Source organism: Arsukibacterium sp. MJ3 (genome assembly GCF_000987765.1).
In the GTDB taxonomy this organism is placed as follows: domain Bacteria; phylum Pseudomonadota; class Gammaproteobacteria; order Enterobacterales; family Alteromonadaceae; genus Alishewanella.
In genome coordinates this window covers 1-18,483 of record NZ_LAHP01000029.1, presented here as the reverse complement: position 1 = coordinate 18,483, position 18,483 = coordinate 1, and the positions used below count along the sequence as shown (strand labels likewise).

Below are 18,483 nucleotides of genomic sequence, written 5' to 3'. Positions count from 1 at the left end.
CTCAGCATTACTGACTAAATATTACTACTTGGTCACTCATACTGATTTTTTTCGTTTACACGAACATCATCATAAGTGCCCACAAAGATAATTGATTGCCAATTGTTAAAGAGCGTGCTTCGACTTTCGAAGCGAGAACCGCTAATGCCATTCTCAGAGTTGTTCAGTGTTCATCACCAGACGTTTACTGCGTTGCCGCTGCCCCGTCTGTGGATGCGCATTATAGAGATCCGGCAAACATGATCAAGATCTTTTTTACAAATTGATGACTGAGTGGGTGTTTTTTAATCGTTCTGCTGTAATAACCTTCATAAAGTCGATAAATTGTACAATTAGCTACGGTTTGTTTTCTGATAAGTAAGTGCAGGAACTGCTGCGCGCCGGCGTTTCAATTCATGTGAGTAAATTAATTGGCCAAGTTGGCGCATAAAAGGTTTAGCAATTTCTTCAAGCTGATATTTATCATCATTTAAGATGTCATTCTGGTTAGCATAAATAACGGCGACCAACAGAAATTCTATATTTTTATCAGTATCAACAATATAAGCACCATCTATGGCATGACCATAAGCCCATCCGGTTTTATTAACAATATTAAAGTGAGGTGGTATTGTTGCCGGATCACCTGCTACCAGTAAAAATTTAGCATAATTATCAGGATAATCCTCCACGGTATAGCTAGGGTAAAGGCTATCAGAAGGAGATATTGTCATGTGGTGCAGCACAAATTCGCGACTGCTTTGATTTATATTAAATTGCTGCAGCGGTTTAAAAGCTTTAGGAAAAATGATTCGTTTTAAAACACTATTAAAATCAAGCAAAGAAAAACGATTTTTATCAGTAAAGTCCATCGGTATATTAACTAATTTACCATTAACAATATGTGCTTTACCTAACATTGGCTTAGAGGTATTAAGGTATTGCCTCTCCGTGTAGCGGGCCGGCAATGATAACAACTCGTTGTTGTCGTTATCGAGAAAACGTATCGGGTTAAAATGCCGTTGCTCAAACTCAGGTAATGGCAAACTTAAACGGTGGTTGATAACCGTGTTCATTAAGCCCTTTACCTGAAGCTGATGGTTAATATAGTCTTGGCCTAATAACTCGTAAAGACGGTTATAAGCATCATTATCACTAACCAATAAAATCTTTTTAATATAATGGGCAATGCTGGGCAGATTGTTTTCTGCAGTGACATCACTTAAGGCAGAACTCTGTAAAGATCTGTTAGTGCCGCTGAGCATAATACTATCTTTAGTAAGAGCAGGTACTTGCTGCTCCTCAAGCCACTGTAATGCTAACAGTGAAACCGGTAACTTAACGGTGCTGGCAGGGTAAAAATACTCCGACTCATTAAGCCCGTACTGGTAATCCGTAAAATGAATTATTTTATCAGCATTGCGATCTATCTGAGTATAAATAATCTGGACTTTGTAAGCAGCTTGATTTTGTAAAACCTGATGAAGAATTGGATAATTTAACTGAGTATCAATTAGCAATGGTTTAAGATCATAGCAATCGGCTGGCTTTATATCATCGCAACCAACGGCTAACAGGCCAGGTGGAAAAAGACAAAAACAACTTACGGCTACAATAAAGGTACGTGATGGCATAAGTCACCTTACTATAAGAAATACTAATAGCTTAGCCAGCATTATTAAATAAAACAAACAGGTATAAAAAAACCGGGCCAAGCCCGGTTTTTACGTTAAGTATTAGCTTACTCTGCAGCAGTTTCTTCAACTGGCAGGGCGTCCACTTCTGGACGATCAACTAACTCTATATAACACATTGGTGCATTATCGCCTGTACGGAAACCACACTTCATAATACGAGTGTAACCGCCTGGACGCGCATTGTAACGCGGACCTAAAACATTAAATAATAAACCAACTACTTCTTTATCACGAGTACGGGCAAAAGCTAACCGGCGATTTGCAACGCTGTCATTCTTTGCCAGTGTGATCAATGGTTCAATCACACGACGTAACTCTTTAGCCTTAGGCAAAGTCGTTTTGATGATTTCGTGCTTCACCAACGAGCTTGCCATGTTACGGAACATTGCAGTACGGTGGCTGCTATTCCGATTTAATTGACGACCACTCTTGCGATGGCGCATGATCTATTCCTTCTCACTAAACCAGGAACTGGTGTCTGGTTAGTCTTTATTTACCAAACTAGCTGGCGGCCAGTTTTCTAGGCGCATGCCCAGAGATAAACCGCGCGACGCCAACACGTCTTTGATTTCGGTAAGTGACTTCTTACCCAGGTTAGGCGTTTTCAGTAACTCAACCTCGGTACGTTGTACCAGATCACCGATATACTGAATCTGCTCTGCCTTCAAGCAGTTAGCAGAACGAACTGTTAGCTCTAAATCATCGACCGGACGTAATAGAATCGGATCAAACTCCGGCTTCTCTTCACGTTTCTCAGGCTCACTCTTATCGCGCAATTCAACAAAAAACTCTAGCTGTTCAGCTAAAATTGTTGCTGCACGACGAATGGCTTCCTCAGGCTCAACAGTGCCGTTGGTTTCCATGTCGATAATTAGTTTATCCAAGTCAGTACGCTGTTCTACACGTGCCGCTTCCACAGTATAAGCAATACGCTCAACCGGGCTGAACGATGCGTCTAATAACAGACGACCTATTGGACGTTCGTCATCATCGGAGGACAAACGAGATGATGCAGGTACATAACCACGACCACGCTCTATCTTAAGGCGCATACTGAATTCAGTTTCACCAGTAAGATTACAAATAACGTGCTCAGGGTTAGTAATAACCACACCGTCGCCACGCTGGATATCTCCAGCAGTTACAGGGCCGGCACCTTTCTTCGTTAAAGTCAGCGTGACTTCATCTTTGTCTTCCAGGCGAACGGCAAGGCCTTTGAGGTTCAAAAGGATATCAATGATATCTTCCTGCACGCCCTCTTTGGCGCTGTACTCATGGAGAACGCCGTCAATTTCTACTTCAGTCACTGCACAACCTGGCATTGACGATAGCAGAATACGACGTAACGCGTTGCCCAAGGTATGCCCGAAACCGCGCTCTAGTGGTTCCAAAGTAACTTTGGCACGAGTTGGGTTGATCCTTTCGATACCAACTAATCTCGGCTTAAGGAATTCGGTGACAGAACCCTGCATATATCCTCTCTTAACAATTAGCTTTACTTAGAGTAAAGCTCGACGATTAACTGTTCGTTGATGTCCGCAGACAAATCCGAACGCTCAGGCAGACGTTTGAAAACGCCTTCCAGCTTCGTGTTGTCAACTTCAATCCAAGTTGGTTTCTCACGTTGCGCTGCAACTTCAAGAGCTGCACTAATACGTGCTTGCTTCTTGGCTTTTTCACGCACAGAGATCACTTGTTCAGGTAACACAGTATACGATGGTACGTTAACCACACTGCCATTTAATAAAATAGCTTTGTGACTTACCAGCTGACGTGCTTCAGCACGAGTGCTAGCCAGACCCATACGATAAACTACGTTGTCAAGACGAGACTCTAACAACGCTAACAGGTTTTCACCGGTGTTACCTTTCAAACGAGCAGCTTCTTTGTAGTAATTACGGAACTGCTTCTCTAATACGCCGTACATACGACGAACTTTTTGCTTCTCGCGTAACTGTAAACCGTAGTCTGATAAACGACCGCGACGAGCGCCGTGCTGACCAGGGGCGGTTGCTAAGTTACACTTTGAATCAATTGCTCTTACGCCGCTTTTTAGGAACAGGTCTGTACCTTCGCGACGACTAAGTTTGAGCTTAGGACCCAAATATCTTGCCATCTTCTCTCTCCAATAATCCGTGAAGCGCTGTAATTACACGCGACGTTTTTTAGGTGGACGACATCCGTTGTGCGGGATAGGCGTCACGTCGGTGATATTTGTAATGCGGTATCCAGCGGCATTCAGTGCACGAATCGCTGATTCGCGGCCTGGGCCAGGACCATTTACAAACACTTCAAGGTTCTTAAGACCATATTCTAACGCGGCAGTACCTGCACGTTCAGCAGCTACCTGAGCAGCGAACGGCGTAGACTTACGCGAGCCACGGAAACCTGAACCGCCAGAAGTAGCCCAGCAAAGAGCATTACCTTGACGATCGGTGATCGTAACGATGGTATTGTTGAAAGAAGCATGGATATGAGCCATACCATCAGAAACTTGTTTTTTTACCTTTTTACGGGTACGAACTGGTGCTTTAGCCATGTGTTATACTCCGTCCTATTTCTTAATCGCTTTGCGTGGACCTTTACGGGTACGCGCATTGGTCTTAGTTCTCTGACCACGAACCGGAAGACTACGACGGTGGCGTAAGCCACGATAACAACCAAGATCCATTAAACGTTTAATGTTTAATGTCACTTCACGGCGTAAGTCACCTTCTACGGTGTACTTACCAACTTCTTCACGAAGCGTATCTAACTGTGCATCAGATAATGCAGCAATCTTCATACTTTCTTCGATGCCCACAGCAGCTAAAATTGATTTAGCGCGGGTTTTACCGATACCATAAACATAGGTCAATGAAATAACCGCATGTTTATTATCGGGGATGTTAATGCCAGCGATACGGGCCACTAACGTTCTCCTCTAAAAAATTAATAGGTGCCAATTTGAAAAGCCCGTAAGGATACTCAAATAGCGCTCATATTGCAAACAATTAAGGGGCCGAACTTAATGTCCAGCCCGATAATATGTTTTCTACCTTAACCCTGGCGCTGTTTGTGCTTAGGTTCAGTGCAAATTACCCGCACAACGTTGTTGCGTCGAATAACTTTACAGTTGCGGCAGATCTTCTTAACGGAAGCTCGTACTTTCATAACTTAACTCCGCAAATATATCTTAACGGTTATAACCTTTAAGATTTGCCTTTTTAAGTACAGAATCATACTGATGAGACATCAGATGGGTTTGTACCTGTGCCATAAAATCCATAATAACAACGACGATAATCAATAACGATGTACCACCGAAATAAAATTGCACATTCCATGCAACCATCATGAACTCGGGAACCAAACAGATAAAGGTAATATACATAGCACCTGCTAAGGTTAACCGGGTCATTACTTTATCAATGTATTTTGATGTCTGCTCACCAGGACGGATCCCAGGGATAAAAGCACCGGATTTCTTCAAGTTGTCTGCTGTATCACGCGGATTAAACACCAACGCAGTATAAAAGAAACAGAAGAAAATAATAGCCGCCGAGTATAACATCATATACAGCGGTTGTCCCGGAGATAAAGCTAGCGATACTTCCTGAAGGAAGTTTGCAACCATACCTTCGCCTGCACCAAACCAACTGGCAATAGTGCCTGGAAACAGAATTATACTAGAAGCAAAAATTGGTGGAATAACACCTGCCATATTTACTTTTAACGGTAAATGGCTGCTCTGCGCTGCAAACACCTGACGGCCCTGCTGACGCTTAGCATAGTTAACCACAATACGACGCTGGCCGCGTTCAACAAAGACCACAAACCACGTTATCGCAATTACAATTACGCCAATAGCTATTAATAGCAAAAAGTGCAAATCGCCCTGACGTGCCATCTCAATCGTCTGGCCAATGGCAGACGGGAAGCCAGCAACAATACCGGTAAAAATTAGTAACGAAATACCATTACCTATACCACGCTCGGTAATTTGCTCGCCTAACCACATTAAAAACATGGTTCCGGTAACCAAACTAATTATTGCAGTAAAGTAAAATGCAAAGCCCGGATTAAGTACTAAACCTGGCATCATGTTAGGTAAACCAGTGGCTATACCTATAGACTGCAATATCGCTAAACCTAATGTACCGTAACGAGTGTACTGATTTATTTTGCGTTTACCTGCTTCACCTTCTTTTTTCAACTCAGCCAAATGCGGATGCATTACGGTTAATAGTTGAACAATAATTGAAGCAGAAATATAGGGCATTATACCCAACGCAAATACAGAAGCCCGTTCAAGAGCACCACCGCTGAACATGTTAAACATTTCAACGATGGTGCCTTTTTGTTGCTCGAATAACTGAGCTAGCACGTTGGCGTCAATTCCAGGAATTGGCACAAAGGAGCCTAACCGAAAAACGATTATGGCCAAAAGTACAAATAACAGGCGAGATTTCAGCTCGCTGAAACCGCCTTTTGCACTTCTTGAGTCCGAACCTGGTTTAGCCATAGCGTACTATCCTTATTATTCTTCGACTTTACCGCCGGCGGCTTCGATGGCTGCACGCGCGCCTTTGGTTACGCCTAGACCTTTTACAGTTACCGGACGAGTAACTTCGCCCGACAGCACAACTTTAGCGAACTTAACGGAACGAGAAATAATATTAGCTGCCATTAAGGTTGCTAAATCTACTACGTCACCATTAACTGCAGTCAACTCGTGTAACCGGACTTCAGCAGAAACCAAAGATTTCTGTGAAGTAAAACCAAACTTAGGTAAGCGTTGTTTCAATGGCATTTGACCGCCTTCAAAACCGGGACGCACTTTGCCGCCTGAACGAGACTTCAGACCTTTGTGACCTCGACCCGCTGTTTTACCCATGCCAGAACCGATACCACGGCCTACGCGTTTTTTATCTTTCTTTGCACCTGGTGCGGGAGAAAGTGTATTTAAAAGCATCTTTTACTCCTCCACTTTAACCATGTAATACACAGCGTTAATCATGCCACGAATTGAAGGTGTATCTTCAAGCTCAACAGTATGATTAATACGGCGCAAACCTAAACCCGTTAACGTTGCACGGTGCTTCGGTAAACGACCGATGCCCGATTTAGTCTGGGTTACTTTAATTGTCTTCTTCGCCATGGCAAATTACCCCAAAATGTCATCAACGCGTAAACCGCGTTTTGCTGCCACTTGTGCCGGTGACTTCACTGAAGCCAAGGCATTAATGGTAGCGCGAACTACGTTAATTGGGTTAGTTGAGCCGTAACACTTAGACAGAATATTCTGAATGCCTGCTACTTCTAGCACGGCGCGCATTGCACCGCCAGCAATCAAACCAGTACCATCTGATGCAGGCTTCATAAATACATTAGAGCCTGAATGCACACCACGTGTTGGGTGGTGTAAAGTGTGACCATTTAACTCAACCTGGGTCATGTTGCGACGTGCTTTTTCCATTGCTTTTTGAATAGCAGCTGGTACTTCACGCGCTTTACCATAACCGAAACCAACGCGGCCGTTGCCGTCACCCACTACTGTCAATGCTGTAAAGGAGAATATACGTCCACCTTTAACAACTTTAGACACGCGGTTTACTGCAACAAGCTTCTCTTGTAAATCAGATTGTTGTTTAGCATCTTCGTTAGCCATAAGCTACTCCTAGAACTGAAGACCGGCTTCACGCGCTGCGTCTGCTAACGCCTGCACGCGACCATGATACTGGAAGCCACTGCGGTCAAAAGCACAAGCAGTAACGCCTTTGGCTACTGCACGTTCAGCAATCGCTTTACCAACAGCCTTGGCAGCATCTACGTTACCTGTGTACGTCAATGATTCACGAATAGTTGCTTCTGCAGTAGAAGCCGCTGCGATCACTTCAGCATTTGGTGCGATAAGCTGCGCGTAGATGTGACGTGGTGTACGGTGTACAACCAGGCGATTCGCACCTTGTTCGATAATGTTTCTGCGAGTGCGTTTGGCACGGCGCAGACGAGCAAGTTTCTTATCCATCGTCTTACCCTACTTTTTCTTCGCTTCTTTGCGACGCACGTTTTCATTCGCATAACGAACACCTTTGCCTTTGTAAGGCTCTGGTTTACGGTATGCCCGGATGTTTGCAGCAACTTGACCAACCAATTGTTTGTCAGCACCTTTAACCAAGACTTCAGTCTGGGTAGGCGTTTCGATAGTGATACCCTGAGGGATCTCGAAAACGACTGGGTGAGAAAAGCCCAGGCTCAGGTTTAATACCTTGCCTTCTGCTTTTGCACGGTAACCAACACCAACCAGTTCCAGTTTCTGCGAGAAACCTTCGCTGACACCTGTTACCAGGTTATTGATCAATGCACGGGCAGTACCCGCTTGTGCGTTTGCATTTGCGAAACCGTCACGAGGGTTGGTACGTAAAACGTTACCTTCGACAACAATTTCAACCGCGGAATTAACATTAATAGTTAACTCGCCGTTTTTGCCCTTTATCGACACTACCTGGCCGTTTTGCGTTAACGTAACGCCGGTTGGAATAGTGACTGGGGCCTTAGCAACACGAGACATAGATTACTACCTCCGTTACGCTACGTAGCCGATTATTTCGCCACCGATACCAACCTTGCGCGCGGCACGGTCAGTCATTAGTCCTTTAGATGTTGACACAATGGCCACACCTAAACCGCCCATTACCTTAGGTAACTCGCCGCTTCTCTTATAGATTCGCAGACCTGGACGACTAACACGATCGATAGTTTCAATAACTGATTTGCCTTGGAAATACTTTAACGTAACTTCCAATTCTGGTTTAACGTCACCAGATACAGCGAAATCGCCGATGTAACCTTCGTCTTTTAATACTTTCGCGATTGCGATCTTCATTTTAGAAGAAGGCATTTTAACCGCAACTTTATTGGCAGCTTGGCCGTTGCGGATGCGAGTAAACATATCCGCTACTGGATCTTGCATGCTCATAGCTCGTTACTCCCGTGATTCTTACCAGCTAGCCTTACGAAGGCCAGGAATTTCACCGCGCATAGCTGCTTCACGAACCTTTATACGGCTCATTCCGAACTTACGCAGATAACCATGTGGACGACCTGTTACACGACAACGGTTACGTTGACGTGAAGGGCTGGAATCACGCGGCAACGTCTGTAGCTTCAGAACTGCTGCCCAACGGTCTTCATCAGAAGTCGTTGGATTCGCAATCAGGTCTTTCAGCTCATGACGCTTTGCAGCGAATTTGGCTACCAGTTGTGCACGCTTTACTTCGCGAGCTTTCATTGATTGTTTTGCCATGACCCTACACCTTATTTCTTGAACGGGAAGTTAAACGCGGCAAGTAAAGCACGTCCTTCGTCATCGGTACGTGCTGTAGTTGTAATAGTGATATCTAAACCACGTACTGCATCTACTTTATCGTAATCGACTTCTGGGAAAATGATTTGCTCACGTACACCCATGCTGTAGTTACCACGGCCATCAAATGACTTCGGGTTTACACCGCGGAAATCACGAATACGCGGGATAGCTATAGAGACTAAACGCTCTAAAAAATCCCACATACGATCGCCGCGCAGGGTCACTTTTGCGCCAATAGGGTAGCCTTCACGGATTTTGAAACCTGCTACAGATTTACGAGCCTTGGTAACAAGTGGCTTTTGGCCAGCAATAGCAGCTAAATCCGCTACGGCGTTATCAAGAATCTTTTTGTCTGCAACCGCTTCACCCACACCCATGTTGAGTGTGATTTTAACAATCCGAGGGACTTGCATGACGCTGGTGTAGCCAAACTGTTTAAACAGTTCTGGGACTACGGTGTCTTTATAAATTTCATGCAGTTTCGCCATCGTATTACTCCAATAGCAATTAGATTACTTCATTATTCGATTTGAAGAAGCGAACTTTCTTACCATCTTCAAAACGGAAACCTACGCGATCTGCTTTACCCGTTTTAGGGTTGAAAACCGCTACATTTGAAACATGAATTGAGGCTTCTTTCTCAACGATACCACCAGGTGTATTAAGCGCAGGAACAGGTTTCTGATGCTTTTTAACCAAGTTAACGCCTGAGATATAAACACGGTCTTCAGAAAGTAATACTTTCGTCACTTTACCGCGCTTACCTTTGTCCTTACCAGCAAGAACAACCACCTCATCATCACGACGGATTTTACTAGCCATTGTGACTCCTTACAGTACTTCTGGTGCCAGTGACACGATCTTCATAAACTTATCGCCACGAAGTTCACGTGTTACAGGTCCGAAAATACGTGTGCCGATCGGTTCCAGCTTAGTATTTAATAATACTGCTGCATTGCGATCAAAACGAATCAAAGATCCGTCCTGACGACGTACGCCTTTGCGTGTTCGCACCACCACTGCATTCAGGACGTCACCTTTTTTAACTTTACCGCGTGGAATTGCTTCCTTGACAGTAACTTTAATGACGTCACCAATTGCCGCATAACGGCGATGTGAACCACCTAAGACCTTAATACACATTACGCTGCGCGCGCCGCTGTTGTCTGCGACTTCCAGCATAGATTGCATCTGGATCATCTTAGTGCTCCGCTATTCTACTATATAGCCCTCTCGGACTACGCTGCTTACGATAATAAATACCCTGCCATATGGAAGGGCGCGTGATTATAACAGCACTTTTACTAAATAGGTAGTTTAATAATAAAAAACGGCCCCGGAGGGCCGTTCCTATCAGCTGAATAATAATTATTTAGCTGGTACAACTACCGCAACCAGAGTCCAAGACTTAGTCTTAGACAGAGGACGACATTCACGAATTGTGACAACATCGCCTTCATTACACTGATTTGTTTCGTCATGTACATGCAGTTTGGTAGTACGCTTAATGAACTTACCATAAATTGGATGTTTCACTGAACGTTCGATAGCAACAGTGATAGATTTTTCCATCTTGTTACTGATCACTTTACCTTGCAGCGTACGGATATTCACTTCAGTCATTACGCACCTGCCTTCTCGGTTAAGATAGTCTTAACGCGCGCGATATTACGACGCACCTGCTTCATTAAATGCGTCTGAGCTAACTGACCAGTAGCTGATTGCATGCGCATATTGAACTGCTCACGTAACAGACCTAATAATTCAGTGTTCAACTCTTCTACACTTTTCGATTTTAAATCGCTGGCTTTCATCACATTACCGTCCGCGTTACAAAGGTTGTCTTAAAGGGTAACTTAGCAGCGGCAAGCGTAAATGCATGACGTGCTAATTCTTCAGACACACCGTCCATTTCGTATAAGACTTTGCCAGGTTTAATCTGACATACCCAATACTCAACAGAACCTTTACCACTACCCATCCGTACTTCAAGCGGCTTCGCCGTCATTGGTTTATCTGGGAACACACGGATCCAGATTTTACCAACACGTTTAACAGCTCGCGTCATAGCACGACGTGCAGATTCGATTTGACGTGAAGTCATTTGACCACGTTCTAATGATTTCAATGCATAAGTACCGAAAGATACTTTATCGCCAACCTGGGCTAAACCACGGTTACGACCTTTGTGCACTTTACGAAATTTTGTACGTTTTGGTTGCAACATCGCTCAATACCCCTACTTAGCCTTACGTGCCGGTTTTTTCGGCGCTTTAGGCTGGTTGTTATTGTTAGCGTTGTTGGTGTTGCTGCTTAATGGCAGAGGTCCTAAGATCTCGCCTTTAAAAATCCACACCTTAACACCAATGATACCGTAAGTAGTTAAAGCTTCTGAGGTGTTGTAATCAATGTCAGCGCGCAGGGTGTGCAGCGGCACACGACCTTCACGATACCATTCATCACGGGCAATCTCAGCGCCGCCTAAACGGCCACTCACCTGCACCTTGATACCTTTAGCGCCAATACGCATGGCATTTTGTACGGCGCGCTTCATAGCACGACGAAACATAACGCGACGCTCTAACTGGCTGCTGATTGAATCAGCTACTAATTTGGCATCCAACTCAGGCTTGCGGATTTCAGAGATATTGATCTGCGCAGGTACGCCAGCAATAGCGGCAACTTGCTTGCGGATCTTCTCAACGTCTTCACCTTTCTTACCGATAATTACGCCTGGACGCGCCGTGTGAATAGTCACACGAATGCTTTTTGCAGGACGCTCAATATCAATCCGGCTTACTGAAGCGGCTTTTAATTGCTTCGTCAAATATTGACGAACTTTATAATCACCGTTTAAGAAATCCGGGAAATCTTTTGTATTCGCGAACCAGGTTGAGCTCCATGGCTTAGTGATACCTAGGCGAATACCATTAGGATGTACTTTCTGTCCCATTTCTATCTCCTAGTTATCAGCAACAACCACTGTAATGTGGCTGGTACGCTTAACAATACGGTCAGCTCGACCTTTAGCGCGTGGCTTAATCCGTTTCATTGAAGGACCTTCATCGATGAAGATGGTCTTCACTTTCAACGTATCAATATCGGCACCTTCATTGTGCTCAGCGTTGGCAATGGCTGATAAAAGAACCTTTTTAACTAACTCAGCAGCCTTTTTCGGGCTATAAGTCAGTACATTCAGCGCCTTATCAACTGACAGTCCACGCACTTGGTCAGCGACCAAACGGGTTTTTTGTGCAGAAGAACGGGCAAATTTGTGTTTAGCTAATGCTTGCATCATTTACCCCTTAGCGCTTCTTGGCCTTTTTGTCGGCTGCATGACCACGGTAAGTACGAGTAGGTGCAAATTCACCTAACTTGTGACCAACCATCTCTTCCGAGACAAACACCGGTACATGTTGACGACCATTATGGACAGCGATGGTCAAACCGATCATATCAGGTATGATCATTGAACGACGGCTCCAAGTCTTTATAGGCTTCTTGTCCCCGCTTTCCAACGCTTTCTCTACCTTCTTCAGCAAGTGAAGGTCAATAAATGGACCTTTCTTGAGAGAACGTGGCATGGCAATTCCTCACAAATTATTTATCACGACGACGTACGATAAGTTTATCAGTACGCTTGTTTGAACGAGTTTTATAGCCTTTAGTTGGTACGCCCCATGGTGTAACAGGGTGACGACCACCAGAAGTCTTACCTTCACCACCACCGTGTGGATGGTCAACCGGGTTCATTACCACACCACGTACGGTTGGGCGAATGCCACGCCAGCGCATTGCACCAGCTTTACCGTATTGACGTAACATGTGCTCGGCATTACCGATTTCACCGATAGTAGCACGACAATCTGCTAATACTTTACGTACTTCACCGCTACGTAGGCGCAGAGTTACATACTCACCGTCACGTGCCAGAATTTGTACAAAAGCACCGGCTGAACGAGCCAGCTGACCGCCTTTACCTGGTTTCATTTCGATATTATGAACAACCTGACCCACCGGAATGTTCCGTAGTGGCAAGCTGTTACCCGCTTTTATAGGCGAGTCCATACCAGAAACAATTGAATCACCAGCTTTCAGACCTTTAGGGGCCAGAATGTAACGACGCTCACCGTCTGCATACAGAACTAAAGCGATGTTAGCAGTACGATTTGGATCGTATTCTAAGCGTTCTACTTTAGCCGGAATGCCGTCTTTAGTGCGTTTAAAGTCAACAACACGATAATGTTGTTTATGACCACCACCGATATGACGGGTAGTGATACGACCATTATTGTTACGACCACCAGTTCTAACTTTCTTCTCTAACAAAGGAGCATAAGGCTTGCCTTTGTACAGGTCAGGGTTAACCACTTTTAATACGTGGCGACGACCTGGTGACGTAGGTTTACACTTAACAAGTGCCATTTCCTAACTCCTCTTCTTACTCAGCGCCGCCAACGAAATCGATTTCGCTGCCTTCTTTAAGAGTAACGTAAGCTTTTTTCCAATCGCTACGCTTGCCCATACGCGCACCAGTGCGTTTGGTCTTACCCTTAACATTAACAGTGCGAACACCTACTACTTCTGTTTCAAACAGTTTTTCTACAGCAGCTTTTATATCAGCTTTAGTAGAGGTAGTAGATACCTTGAAAACGATAGTGTTGTTGTTTTCTGCCGCATTAGTTGCTTTTTCAGAAACATGCGGAGCCAGAATCACTTTCAGTAAACGTTCTTCACGGATCATGCTAAAAGCTCCTCAAGTTGTTTAACTGCAGCAGCAGTCATTAACACTTTGTCGAATGCGATTAAGCTGACCGGGTCAATTCCGTGTACGTCACGTACGTCAACCTTGTACAGGTTACGTGCAGATAAAAATAAGTTCTCATCTACTTCGTTAGTCACAATTAACACGTCTTTCAGATCCATCGCCTTTAATTTGGCCGATAAGTCTTTAGTTTTCGGGGTATCAACTGCAAAGTTTTCTACCACGATTAACCGTTCCTGACGTACTAATTCAGACAGAATGCTCATGATCGCACCGCGATACATTTTACGGTTTACTTTTTGGCTGTGATCTTGTGGCTTCGCCGCAAATGTCACACCGCCGCCGCGCCAAATTGGACTACGGATTGTACCAGCACGGGCACGACCTGTACCCTTCTGGCGCCATGGCTTCTTGCCGCCACCGCGAACTTCTGAACGAGTTAACTGTGCACGGGTACCCTGACGGGCGCCAGCTGCATAAGCAACTACTACCTGATGTACCAGAGCTTCGTTAAACTCACGTCCAAAGGTAGCTTCGGAAACTTCAAGAGCGCCTTGAGCGTCTCGTAATGCTAATTCCATCACTTATCTCCTCAGACGTTAGCTTTTAACAGCTGGTTTAACGATCACGTCACCGCCGATAGCACCAGGCACTGCGCCTTTTACTAACAGAATGTTACGTGCTGCGTCTACACGAACCACTTCCAGAGACTGCACAGTTACCCGTTCATCACCCATGTGGCCAGCCATTTTTTTACCCTTAAATACTTTACCTGGAGATTGGTTTTGACCAATCGATCCTGGTGCACGGTGTGATAAAGAGTTACCGTGAGTAGCATCCTGAGTACGGAAATTCCAGCGCTTAACAGCACCTTGAAATCCTTTACCTTTTGATGTGCCAGACACATCAACTTTTTTCGTATCTGCGAAGATATCCACAGTAATCTCGCTGCCAACCTGAATGTCAGCGCCTTCGTTATCTTGTAGGCGGAATTCCCACAGACCACGACCAGCATCAACACCCACTTTCGCAAAGTGACCCGCATCTGGTTTGTTCAGGCGACTTGCCTTCACAGTACCAGTGGTCACTTGCAGCGCGCTATAGCCTTCAACGTCTTGCGTTTTAACAGCAGTAACGCGGTTTGGTGTTGCTTCGATTACGGTTACAGGGATTGATACGCCATCTTCAGTGAAGATGCGAGTCATGCCCACTTTACGACCGATTAGACCGATAGCCATTTCCTAAACCTCTCTAAAAACCTGTCTGATTAACCCAGGCTAATTTGAACGTCAACGCCAGCAGGCAGATCTAAACGCATCAGCGCATCAACTGTCTTTTCAGTTGGTTCAACGATGTCGATTAAACGCTTGTGGGTACGGATTTCGTACTGGTCACGCGCATCTTTATTGACGTGAGGAGAAATCAGAACAGTAAAACGTTCCTGACGTGTTGGTAGTGGAATTGGACCACGAACCTGAGCACCAGTACGTTTAGCTGTGTCAACGATTTCCATAGTTGACTGATCGATCAAACGGTGATCGAACGCTTTCAGACGGATGCGTATCCTTTGACTACTCATGTATCAAAGCCTCAAAGAGCAAAAAGAGCAAAAATAAACATAAGCAGACACTCATCTCGAGTATGCTTATGCACCAAAGTACCAGTTGCTCCCCAATTGGGAGCATTGTAGAACGATTAAGTCAGCTTATATTAGTAACTAACTATGTTACTGAAACCTGTTAATCGCTGCAGTCAGAATTAAATCGACTGGCCGCGCATTATACTTAAATTAACAACCAACGCAAGCTTTGTTTATATTTTGGACGCTTTGGAAACTTTGTCACAGGTATAGCGTTACAGAATATCGTTCAATTCAAAACCTATACCCATCCGGGTTACTGAGCGGTCATAGTCAATTAAGCTTTCGCCGTAACCATTAAACACCTCAATATAAATTCTTATATGATGATTGAAGGGTCTCGAGTAAGATAAACGCAATGCACCTTTGTTATTGCTGCGTAAATTATTACGCGCCATAATACGCCAGGTAGTATCACCCTGCTTATAGGCTGCTGATAACTCAAACCACCCCATGTATTTAGTAATGTCAGGATTATCGTCACCTTTAGGATCATCAATTGATGTTTTTGCTTGTTCGTTAAAACGATACCAAGGTTCAAAGTTAATAAATACATTGCCAATAGACGTTACCCAACTAAGCTTTAATCGATTCCAGCTTCGCGATAGATCCCCCACTTGGCCATTTGACTGATGAGATAAGCTTAAACTAATTATTCGACTGGCTGCCTCTTCATAATTACGGTAGTGCGGCAGCATCAGAATAAGTTCTGGCTCGTAATTGTTTTCCCGAAATGGCGATGACACTTCAGAGTTATAGGCTTGCCAATACGCTTGTTGAGTAAAAGCAAAAAACAGGTAGCCGTTGTCTTGATATATTTTGCGCCACAACGGTGTTTTTAAGCTGAGCTGAAATTTTGCTTCCAGATTATCGGATGGCGCACTTACACCATCGCGACTTAATGTACTGGCAATACCGTCTACGTAACTTACCGGCATCAAATAATTAGATTTATGTGGTAGTAAGCTAAAAGGTTCATATTGATCCCACTGTTCAGCTTTTAATCTTTTATCTAATGCATCTGCTGCTAATAGTGGCAATGACAGACTAAATACCAAAATAGCAAAAACCCATTTCATAACGATCCTTTTATTACTCAACGTTTAATCAAAAATGCTCTGAAGTAACATTAGCCATAAATGATGAATCTTTGTTCAAGCTGGAAATAATACCGTTTACCTTCGGTAGAATCCTACTAAAGTACCAGTTAGCCGTAACCGTTTTTGACTCAATAAAAATGGTGCTGTGTTTGCTTTCATCCAGTGCCACCAAATTTTTATACCACATGTAACCATATAACACATACGATACTAATTCTAGATAATCACATGCTGCACCTGCTAATACGCTATTGTGTTGTTTTAACATTTGATTGTTAAAATTACGCAATTGAGTTGCAATGTCTATTAGCTCTATACTTATTGCCAATGGCTTATTACTCATTTCCCGGCAGATATCATCTAACAAGCTATTCAATACAGCTGCGTGGTCCGCGGCAACTTTACGCAGCATAAAATCAGCAGCCTGAATACCGTTGGTTCCTTCATAAATCTGGGCAATTCTAACATCTCGCACTAATTGCTCCATACCCCATTCTTTTACATAGCCATGGCCACCAAACACTTGTTGTGCTGTCACACAGGCGATAAAACCCTGATCAGTCATAAAAGCTTTTGCTATTGGAGTTAATAAATTTGCCCGTTGTCCAGAGACGACACAGTTATCGTATTTTGATTTATCCAACAGCGCTGCAACCCAGGTGGCAAACGTTCGACCCGCCTCATTAATTGATTTAATGTTTAATAGCATTCGTTGCACATCGGGATGACCAATAATTGACTCAGCCTTATTTAGATTTTGCTCGCTAATCCGGCCTTGTAAACGATCTTTACCATACGCCAGCGCATTTTGATAAGCACGCTCGGCGGCACCTAAGCCCTGGCTTCCCATTGATAAGCGTTCATAATTCATCATGGTGAACATGCAGCTTAAACCGCGATGTGGTTCGCCAATTAAAAAACCATGTGCATTATCAAAATTTAAAATGCAGGTTGCTGAACCATTAATACCCATCTTATGCTCTATTGAACCAACCGTTACGCCATTGCGTTGTGCTGGTTCGCCATTGCTATCAAGGTTATATTTAGGTACTAGAAATAATGAGATCCCTCTACTACCCGCTGGGGCGTCAGGTAGCTTGGCTAACACAAGATGAATAATATTTGACGTTAGTTCATGCTCTCCTGCTGTAATGAAAATTTTGGAACCGTTAATCCTATAACTACCGTCCTCATTTGGTTTAGCTGAAGTACGCATAATTCCAAGATCAGAACCAGCATGCGCTTCAGTTAAACACATGGTGCCTGACCACTCACCACTATACAATTTGGGTAAATAAGTCTCTTTAATTGCCTGGTCTGCATGCTGTATTAATGCTACACAAGCACCAGCAGTTAAGCCTGGGTATAAAGAGAAAGCAATATCTGCGCTGCAGAGCATCTCATCTACCATCATTGATAAGGCTTTGGGCATACCCATGCCACCAAATTCAGGATCACCGCTTAAACCGGTCCAACCACCTTCAATTAAACTTTGATATGCCGCATGGTAATGTTTTGGCAAACTAACCTTACCATCAACTAGCTGCGCCCCGCGTTCATCAGCGTCACGAAAAAACGGAGCAATTTGTTGCTCACAAATTTTTGCTGCTTCTTCAAGAATAGCTTTTGCAGTATCAATGTCGATTAAATCCTGTAACTGGCGATTATTCTGCCAATATTGGTCTAATTTCCAAACATCGAACAGGTTAAAAGACATGTCATTTATTGGGGCTTGATAGCTATTCATGGTAAGTTCCTCACTGGACGGATGAGTGAACAATATCGCATATGCGACCGTTTCGAACAAGTGTTTGAATTCTTATGAATGGAATTAGTGTTCAAAAACAAAGCAAAAAAAAGGCTCCACAAGAGGAGCCTTCTTTACATCACCGCTAACTACACTTTAGTTAAGCAATGATTTTAGATACTACACCAGCACCTACTGTACGGCC

31 protein-coding genes are annotated in these 18,483 nt (G+C 44.0%); all 31 read right to left on the bottom strand.

Annotated features, from left to right (window positions below):
- Window positions 1-332: 332 nt before the first annotated feature.
- A complete protein-coding gene (locus tag VT06_RS15735; protein ID WP_052750315.1) occupies window positions 333-1,613 on the bottom strand; it encodes a serine hydrolase in 1,281 nt (426 codons plus the stop codon).
- A 107-nt stretch (window positions 1,614-1,720) separates the two neighbouring features.
- The gene (rplQ, locus tag VT06_RS15730) at window positions 1,721-2,119 is read right to left on the bottom strand and encodes a 50S ribosomal protein L17 (RefSeq protein ID WP_046555286.1); all 399 of its coding nucleotides are present in this window, start codon (window positions 2,117-2,119) and stop codon (window positions 1,721-1,723) included.
- Window positions 2,120-2,158: 39 nt separating this feature from the next.
- A complete protein-coding gene (gene rpoA, locus VT06_RS15725; RefSeq protein WP_046555285.1) occupies window positions 2,159-3,148 on the bottom strand; it encodes a DNA-directed RNA polymerase subunit alpha in 990 nt (329 codons plus the stop codon).
- 23 nt (window positions 3,149-3,171) lie between these two features.
- Window positions 3,172-3,792: a 30S ribosomal protein S4 gene (gene rpsD, locus VT06_RS15720; RefSeq protein WP_046555284.1), complete on the bottom strand. Its 621-nt coding sequence runs from the start codon at window positions 3,790-3,792 to the stop codon at window positions 3,172-3,174.
- A gap of 33 nt (window positions 3,793-3,825) precedes the next feature.
- Window positions 3,826-4,215, bottom strand: a complete 390-nt coding sequence (gene rpsK / locus VT06_RS15715; RefSeq protein ID WP_046555283.1) for a 30S ribosomal protein S11 — start codon at window positions 4,213-4,215, stop codon at window positions 3,826-3,828.
- Window positions 4,216-4,230: 15 nt separating this feature from the next.
- A complete protein-coding gene (gene rpsM / locus VT06_RS15710) occupies window positions 4,231-4,587 on the bottom strand; it encodes a 30S ribosomal protein S13 (RefSeq protein ID WP_046555282.1) in 357 nt (118 codons plus the stop codon).
- 128 nt (window positions 4,588-4,715) lie between these two features.
- Window positions 4,716-4,829 carry a 50S ribosomal protein L36 gene (gene rpmJ, locus VT06_RS17900; RefSeq protein ID WP_082122561.1) on the bottom strand — a complete coding sequence of 38 codons (114 nt, stop codon included), beginning with the start codon at window positions 4,827-4,829 and terminating at the stop codon, window positions 4,716-4,718.
- Between the two features lie 22 nt (window positions 4,830-4,851).
- A complete protein-coding gene (gene secY / locus VT06_RS15705) occupies window positions 4,852-6,180 on the bottom strand; it encodes a preprotein translocase subunit SecY (protein ID WP_046555281.1) in 1,329 nt (442 codons plus the stop codon).
- A 15-nt stretch (window positions 6,181-6,195) separates the two neighbouring features.
- Window positions 6,196-6,630: a 50S ribosomal protein L15 gene (rplO, locus tag VT06_RS15700; protein WP_046555280.1), complete on the bottom strand. Its 435-nt coding sequence runs from the start codon at window positions 6,628-6,630 to the stop codon at window positions 6,196-6,198.
- 3 nt (window positions 6,631-6,633) lie between these two features.
- Complete coding sequence (rpmD, locus tag VT06_RS15695) at window positions 6,634-6,816, bottom strand: 50S ribosomal protein L30 (RefSeq protein ID WP_046555279.1); 183 nt, start codon at window positions 6,814-6,816, stop codon at window positions 6,634-6,636.
- A 6-nt stretch (window positions 6,817-6,822) separates the two neighbouring features.
- Window positions 6,823-7,326 (bottom strand): 30S ribosomal protein S5, encoded by a 504-nt coding sequence (rpsE, locus tag VT06_RS15690; RefSeq protein WP_046555278.1) that lies wholly within the window; start codon window positions 7,324-7,326, stop codon window positions 6,823-6,825.
- A 9-nt stretch (window positions 7,327-7,335) separates the two neighbouring features.
- The gene (gene rplR, locus VT06_RS15685) at window positions 7,336-7,686 is read right to left on the bottom strand and encodes a 50S ribosomal protein L18 (protein WP_046555277.1); all 351 of its coding nucleotides are present in this window, start codon (window positions 7,684-7,686) and stop codon (window positions 7,336-7,338) included.
- 9 nt (window positions 7,687-7,695) lie between these two features.
- Window positions 7,696-8,229: a 50S ribosomal protein L6 gene (rplF, locus tag VT06_RS15680; protein WP_046555276.1), complete on the bottom strand. Its 534-nt coding sequence runs from the start codon at window positions 8,227-8,229 to the stop codon at window positions 7,696-7,698.
- Between the two features lie 15 nt (window positions 8,230-8,244).
- Window positions 8,245-8,637 (bottom strand): 30S ribosomal protein S8, encoded by a 393-nt coding sequence (rpsH, locus tag VT06_RS15675; protein ID WP_046555275.1) that lies wholly within the window; start codon window positions 8,635-8,637, stop codon window positions 8,245-8,247.
- Window positions 8,638-8,658: 21 nt separating this feature from the next.
- The gene (gene rpsN, locus VT06_RS15670; RefSeq protein ID WP_046555274.1) at window positions 8,659-8,964 is read right to left on the bottom strand and encodes a 30S ribosomal protein S14; all 306 of its coding nucleotides are present in this window, start codon (window positions 8,962-8,964) and stop codon (window positions 8,659-8,661) included.
- Window positions 8,965-8,975: 11 nt separating this feature from the next.
- A complete protein-coding gene (gene rplE / locus VT06_RS15665; protein WP_046555273.1) occupies window positions 8,976-9,515 on the bottom strand; it encodes a 50S ribosomal protein L5 in 540 nt (179 codons plus the stop codon).
- Window positions 9,516-9,534: 19 nt separating this feature from the next.
- Window positions 9,535-9,849: a 50S ribosomal protein L24 gene (gene rplX, locus VT06_RS15660; RefSeq protein ID WP_046555272.1), complete on the bottom strand. Its 315-nt coding sequence runs from the start codon at window positions 9,847-9,849 to the stop codon at window positions 9,535-9,537.
- A 9-nt stretch (window positions 9,850-9,858) separates the two neighbouring features.
- Window positions 9,859-10,227, bottom strand: coding sequence for a 50S ribosomal protein L14 (gene rplN / locus VT06_RS15655; protein ID WP_046555271.1), 369 nt, complete (start codon window positions 10,225-10,227; stop codon window positions 9,859-9,861).
- A gap of 168 nt (window positions 10,228-10,395) precedes the next feature.
- Window positions 10,396-10,650, bottom strand: coding sequence for a 30S ribosomal protein S17 (rpsQ, locus tag VT06_RS15650; RefSeq protein ID WP_046555270.1), 255 nt, complete (start codon window positions 10,648-10,650; stop codon window positions 10,396-10,398).
- Window positions 10,650-10,841, bottom strand: a complete 192-nt coding sequence (rpmC, locus tag VT06_RS15645) for a 50S ribosomal protein L29 (RefSeq protein ID WP_046555269.1) — start codon at window positions 10,839-10,841, stop codon at window positions 10,650-10,652. Before rpmC ends, rpsQ begins: the two co-directional genes overlap by 1 nt.
- The gene (gene rplP / locus VT06_RS15640) at window positions 10,841-11,254 is read right to left on the bottom strand and encodes a 50S ribosomal protein L16 (RefSeq protein ID WP_046555268.1); all 414 of its coding nucleotides are present in this window, start codon (window positions 11,252-11,254) and stop codon (window positions 10,841-10,843) included. Before rplP ends, rpmC begins: the two co-directional genes overlap by 1 nt.
- A gap of 12 nt (window positions 11,255-11,266) precedes the next feature.
- Window positions 11,267-11,980 carry a 30S ribosomal protein S3 gene (gene rpsC, locus VT06_RS15635; RefSeq protein WP_046555267.1) on the bottom strand — a complete coding sequence of 238 codons (714 nt, stop codon included), beginning with the start codon at window positions 11,978-11,980 and terminating at the stop codon, window positions 11,267-11,269.
- A gap of 9 nt (window positions 11,981-11,989) precedes the next feature.
- On the bottom strand, window positions 11,990-12,322 hold the full coding sequence (gene rplV / locus VT06_RS15630; protein WP_019677721.1) for a 50S ribosomal protein L22: 333 nt from the start codon (window positions 12,320-12,322) through the stop codon (window positions 11,990-11,992).
- Window positions 12,323-12,332: 10 nt separating this feature from the next.
- The gene (gene rpsS, locus VT06_RS15625) at window positions 12,333-12,611 is read right to left on the bottom strand and encodes a 30S ribosomal protein S19 (RefSeq protein WP_019677720.1); all 279 of its coding nucleotides are present in this window, start codon (window positions 12,609-12,611) and stop codon (window positions 12,333-12,335) included.
- A 16-nt stretch (window positions 12,612-12,627) separates the two neighbouring features.
- The gene (gene rplB, locus VT06_RS15620) at window positions 12,628-13,452 is read right to left on the bottom strand and encodes a 50S ribosomal protein L2 (RefSeq protein WP_046555266.1); all 825 of its coding nucleotides are present in this window, start codon (window positions 13,450-13,452) and stop codon (window positions 12,628-12,630) included.
- Window positions 13,453-13,468: 16 nt separating this feature from the next.
- Window positions 13,469-13,771, bottom strand: coding sequence for a 50S ribosomal protein L23 (gene rplW / locus VT06_RS15615; RefSeq protein WP_019677718.1), 303 nt, complete (start codon window positions 13,769-13,771; stop codon window positions 13,469-13,471).
- On the bottom strand, window positions 13,768-14,373 hold the full coding sequence (gene rplD / locus VT06_RS15610) for a 50S ribosomal protein L4 (protein WP_046555265.1): 606 nt from the start codon (window positions 14,371-14,373) through the stop codon (window positions 13,768-13,770). Before rplD ends, rplW begins: the two co-directional genes overlap by 4 nt.
- 18 nt (window positions 14,374-14,391) lie before the next feature.
- Window positions 14,392-15,030, bottom strand: coding sequence for a 50S ribosomal protein L3 (rplC, locus tag VT06_RS15605; RefSeq protein ID WP_046555264.1), 639 nt, complete (start codon window positions 15,028-15,030; stop codon window positions 14,392-14,394).
- A gap of 29 nt (window positions 15,031-15,059) precedes the next feature.
- Window positions 15,060-15,371, bottom strand: a complete 312-nt coding sequence (rpsJ, locus tag VT06_RS15600; RefSeq protein WP_019677715.1) for a 30S ribosomal protein S10 — start codon at window positions 15,369-15,371, stop codon at window positions 15,060-15,062.
- 275 nt (window positions 15,372-15,646) lie between these two features.
- Complete coding sequence (locus VT06_RS15595; protein WP_046555263.1) at window positions 15,647-16,510, bottom strand: phospholipase A; 864 nt, start codon at window positions 16,508-16,510, stop codon at window positions 15,647-15,649.
- A 28-nt stretch (window positions 16,511-16,538) separates the two neighbouring features.
- Window positions 16,539-18,278, bottom strand: a complete 1,740-nt coding sequence (locus VT06_RS15590) for an acyl-CoA dehydrogenase (protein ID WP_046555262.1) — start codon at window positions 18,276-18,278, stop codon at window positions 16,539-16,541.
- Window positions 18,279-18,483: the final 205 nt, after the last annotated feature.

Bases quoted from the DNA above. Each gene is read 5' to 3' on its own strand.
- rpmJ (WP_082122561.1), bottom strand. From the start codon at position 4,829: ATGAAAGTACGAGCTTCCGTTAAGAAGATCTGCCGCAACTGTAAAGTT.
- rpsJ (WP_019677715.1), bottom strand. From the start codon at position 15,371: ATGAGTAGTCAAAGGATACGCATCCGTCTGAAAGCGTTCGATCACCGT.
- VT06_RS15595 (WP_046555263.1), bottom strand. From the start codon at position 16,510: ATGAAATGGGTTTTTGCTATTTTGGTATTTAGTCTGTCATTGCCACTA.
- rpsH (WP_046555275.1), bottom strand. From the start codon at position 8,637: ATGAGCATGCAAGATCCAGTAGCGGATATGTTTACTCGCATCCGCAAC.
- rpsN (WP_046555274.1), bottom strand. From the start codon at position 8,964: ATGGCAAAACAATCAATGAAAGCTCGCGAAGTAAAGCGTGCACAACTG.
- VT06_RS15735 (WP_052750315.1), bottom strand. From the start codon at position 1,613: ATGCCATCACGTACCTTTATTGTAGCCGTAAGTTGTTTTTGTCTTTTT.
- rpoA (WP_046555285.1), bottom strand. From the start codon at position 3,148: ATGCAGGGTTCTGTCACCGAATTCCTTAAGCCGAGATTAGTTGGTATC.
- VT06_RS15590 (WP_046555262.1), bottom strand. From the start codon at position 18,278: ATGAATAGCTATCAAGCCCCAATAAATGACATGTCTTTTAACCTGTTC.
- rplV (WP_019677721.1), bottom strand. From the start codon at position 12,322: ATGCAAGCATTAGCTAAACACAAATTTGCCCGTTCTTCTGCACAAAAA.
- rpsE (WP_046555278.1), bottom strand. From the start codon at position 7,326: ATGGCTAACGAAGATGCTAAACAACAATCTGATTTACAAGAGAAGCTT.
- secY (WP_046555281.1), bottom strand. From the start codon at position 6,180: ATGGCTAAACCAGGTTCGGACTCAAGAAGTGCAAAAGGCGGTTTCAGC.
- rpmC (WP_046555269.1), bottom strand. From the start codon at position 10,841: ATGAAAGCCAGCGATTTAAAATCGAAAAGTGTAGAAGAGTTGAACACT.
- rpsC (WP_046555267.1), bottom strand. From the start codon at position 11,980: ATGGGACAGAAAGTACATCCTAATGGTATTCGCCTAGGTATCACTAAG.
- rplD (WP_046555265.1), bottom strand. From the start codon at position 14,373: ATGGAATTAGCATTACGAGACGCTCAAGGCGCTCTTGAAGTTTCCGAA.
- rplO (WP_046555280.1), bottom strand. From the start codon at position 6,630: ATGCTTTTAAATACACTTTCTCCCGCACCAGGTGCAAAGAAAGATAAA.
- rplB (WP_046555266.1), bottom strand. From the start codon at position 13,452: ATGGCACTTGTTAAGTGTAAACCTACGTCACCAGGTCGTCGCCACGTA.
- rpsK (WP_046555283.1), bottom strand. From the start codon at position 4,215: ATGGCTAAAGCACCAGTTCGTACCCGTAAAAAGGTAAAAAAACAAGTT.
- rplW (WP_019677718.1), bottom strand. From the start codon at position 13,771: ATGATCCGTGAAGAACGTTTACTGAAAGTGATTCTGGCTCCGCATGTT.
- rplF (WP_046555276.1), bottom strand. From the start codon at position 8,229: ATGTCTCGTGTTGCTAAGGCCCCAGTCACTATTCCAACCGGCGTTACG.
- rplE (WP_046555273.1), bottom strand. From the start codon at position 9,515: ATGGCGAAACTGCATGAAATTTATAAAGACACCGTAGTCCCAGAACTG.
- rplX (WP_046555272.1), bottom strand. From the start codon at position 9,849: ATGGCTAGTAAAATCCGTCGTGATGATGAGGTGGTTGTTCTTGCTGGT.
- rpmD (WP_046555279.1), bottom strand. From the start codon at position 6,816: ATGGCGAAGAAGACAATTAAAGTAACCCAGACTAAATCGGGCATCGGT.
- rplC (WP_046555264.1), bottom strand. From the start codon at position 15,030: ATGGCTATCGGTCTAATCGGTCGTAAAGTGGGCATGACTCGCATCTTC.
- rplN (WP_046555271.1), bottom strand. From the start codon at position 10,227: ATGATCCAGATGCAATCTATGCTGGAAGTCGCAGACAACAGCGGCGCG.
- rplR (WP_046555277.1), bottom strand. From the start codon at position 7,686: ATGGATAAGAAACTTGCTCGTCTGCGCCGTGCCAAACGCACTCGCAGA.
- rpsQ (WP_046555270.1), bottom strand. From the start codon at position 10,650: ATGACTGAAGTGAATATCCGTACGCTGCAAGGTAAAGTGATCAGTAAC.
- rplP (WP_046555268.1), bottom strand. From the start codon at position 11,254: ATGTTGCAACCAAAACGTACAAAATTTCGTAAAGTGCACAAAGGTCGT.
- rpsD (WP_046555284.1), bottom strand. From the start codon at position 3,792: ATGGCAAGATATTTGGGTCCTAAGCTCAAACTTAGTCGTCGCGAAGGT.
- rpsS (WP_019677720.1), bottom strand. From the start codon at position 12,611: ATGCCACGTTCTCTCAAGAAAGGTCCATTTATTGACCTTCACTTGCTG.
- rplQ (WP_046555286.1), bottom strand. From the start codon at position 2,119: ATGCGCCATCGCAAGAGTGGTCGTCAATTAAATCGGAATAGCAGCCAC.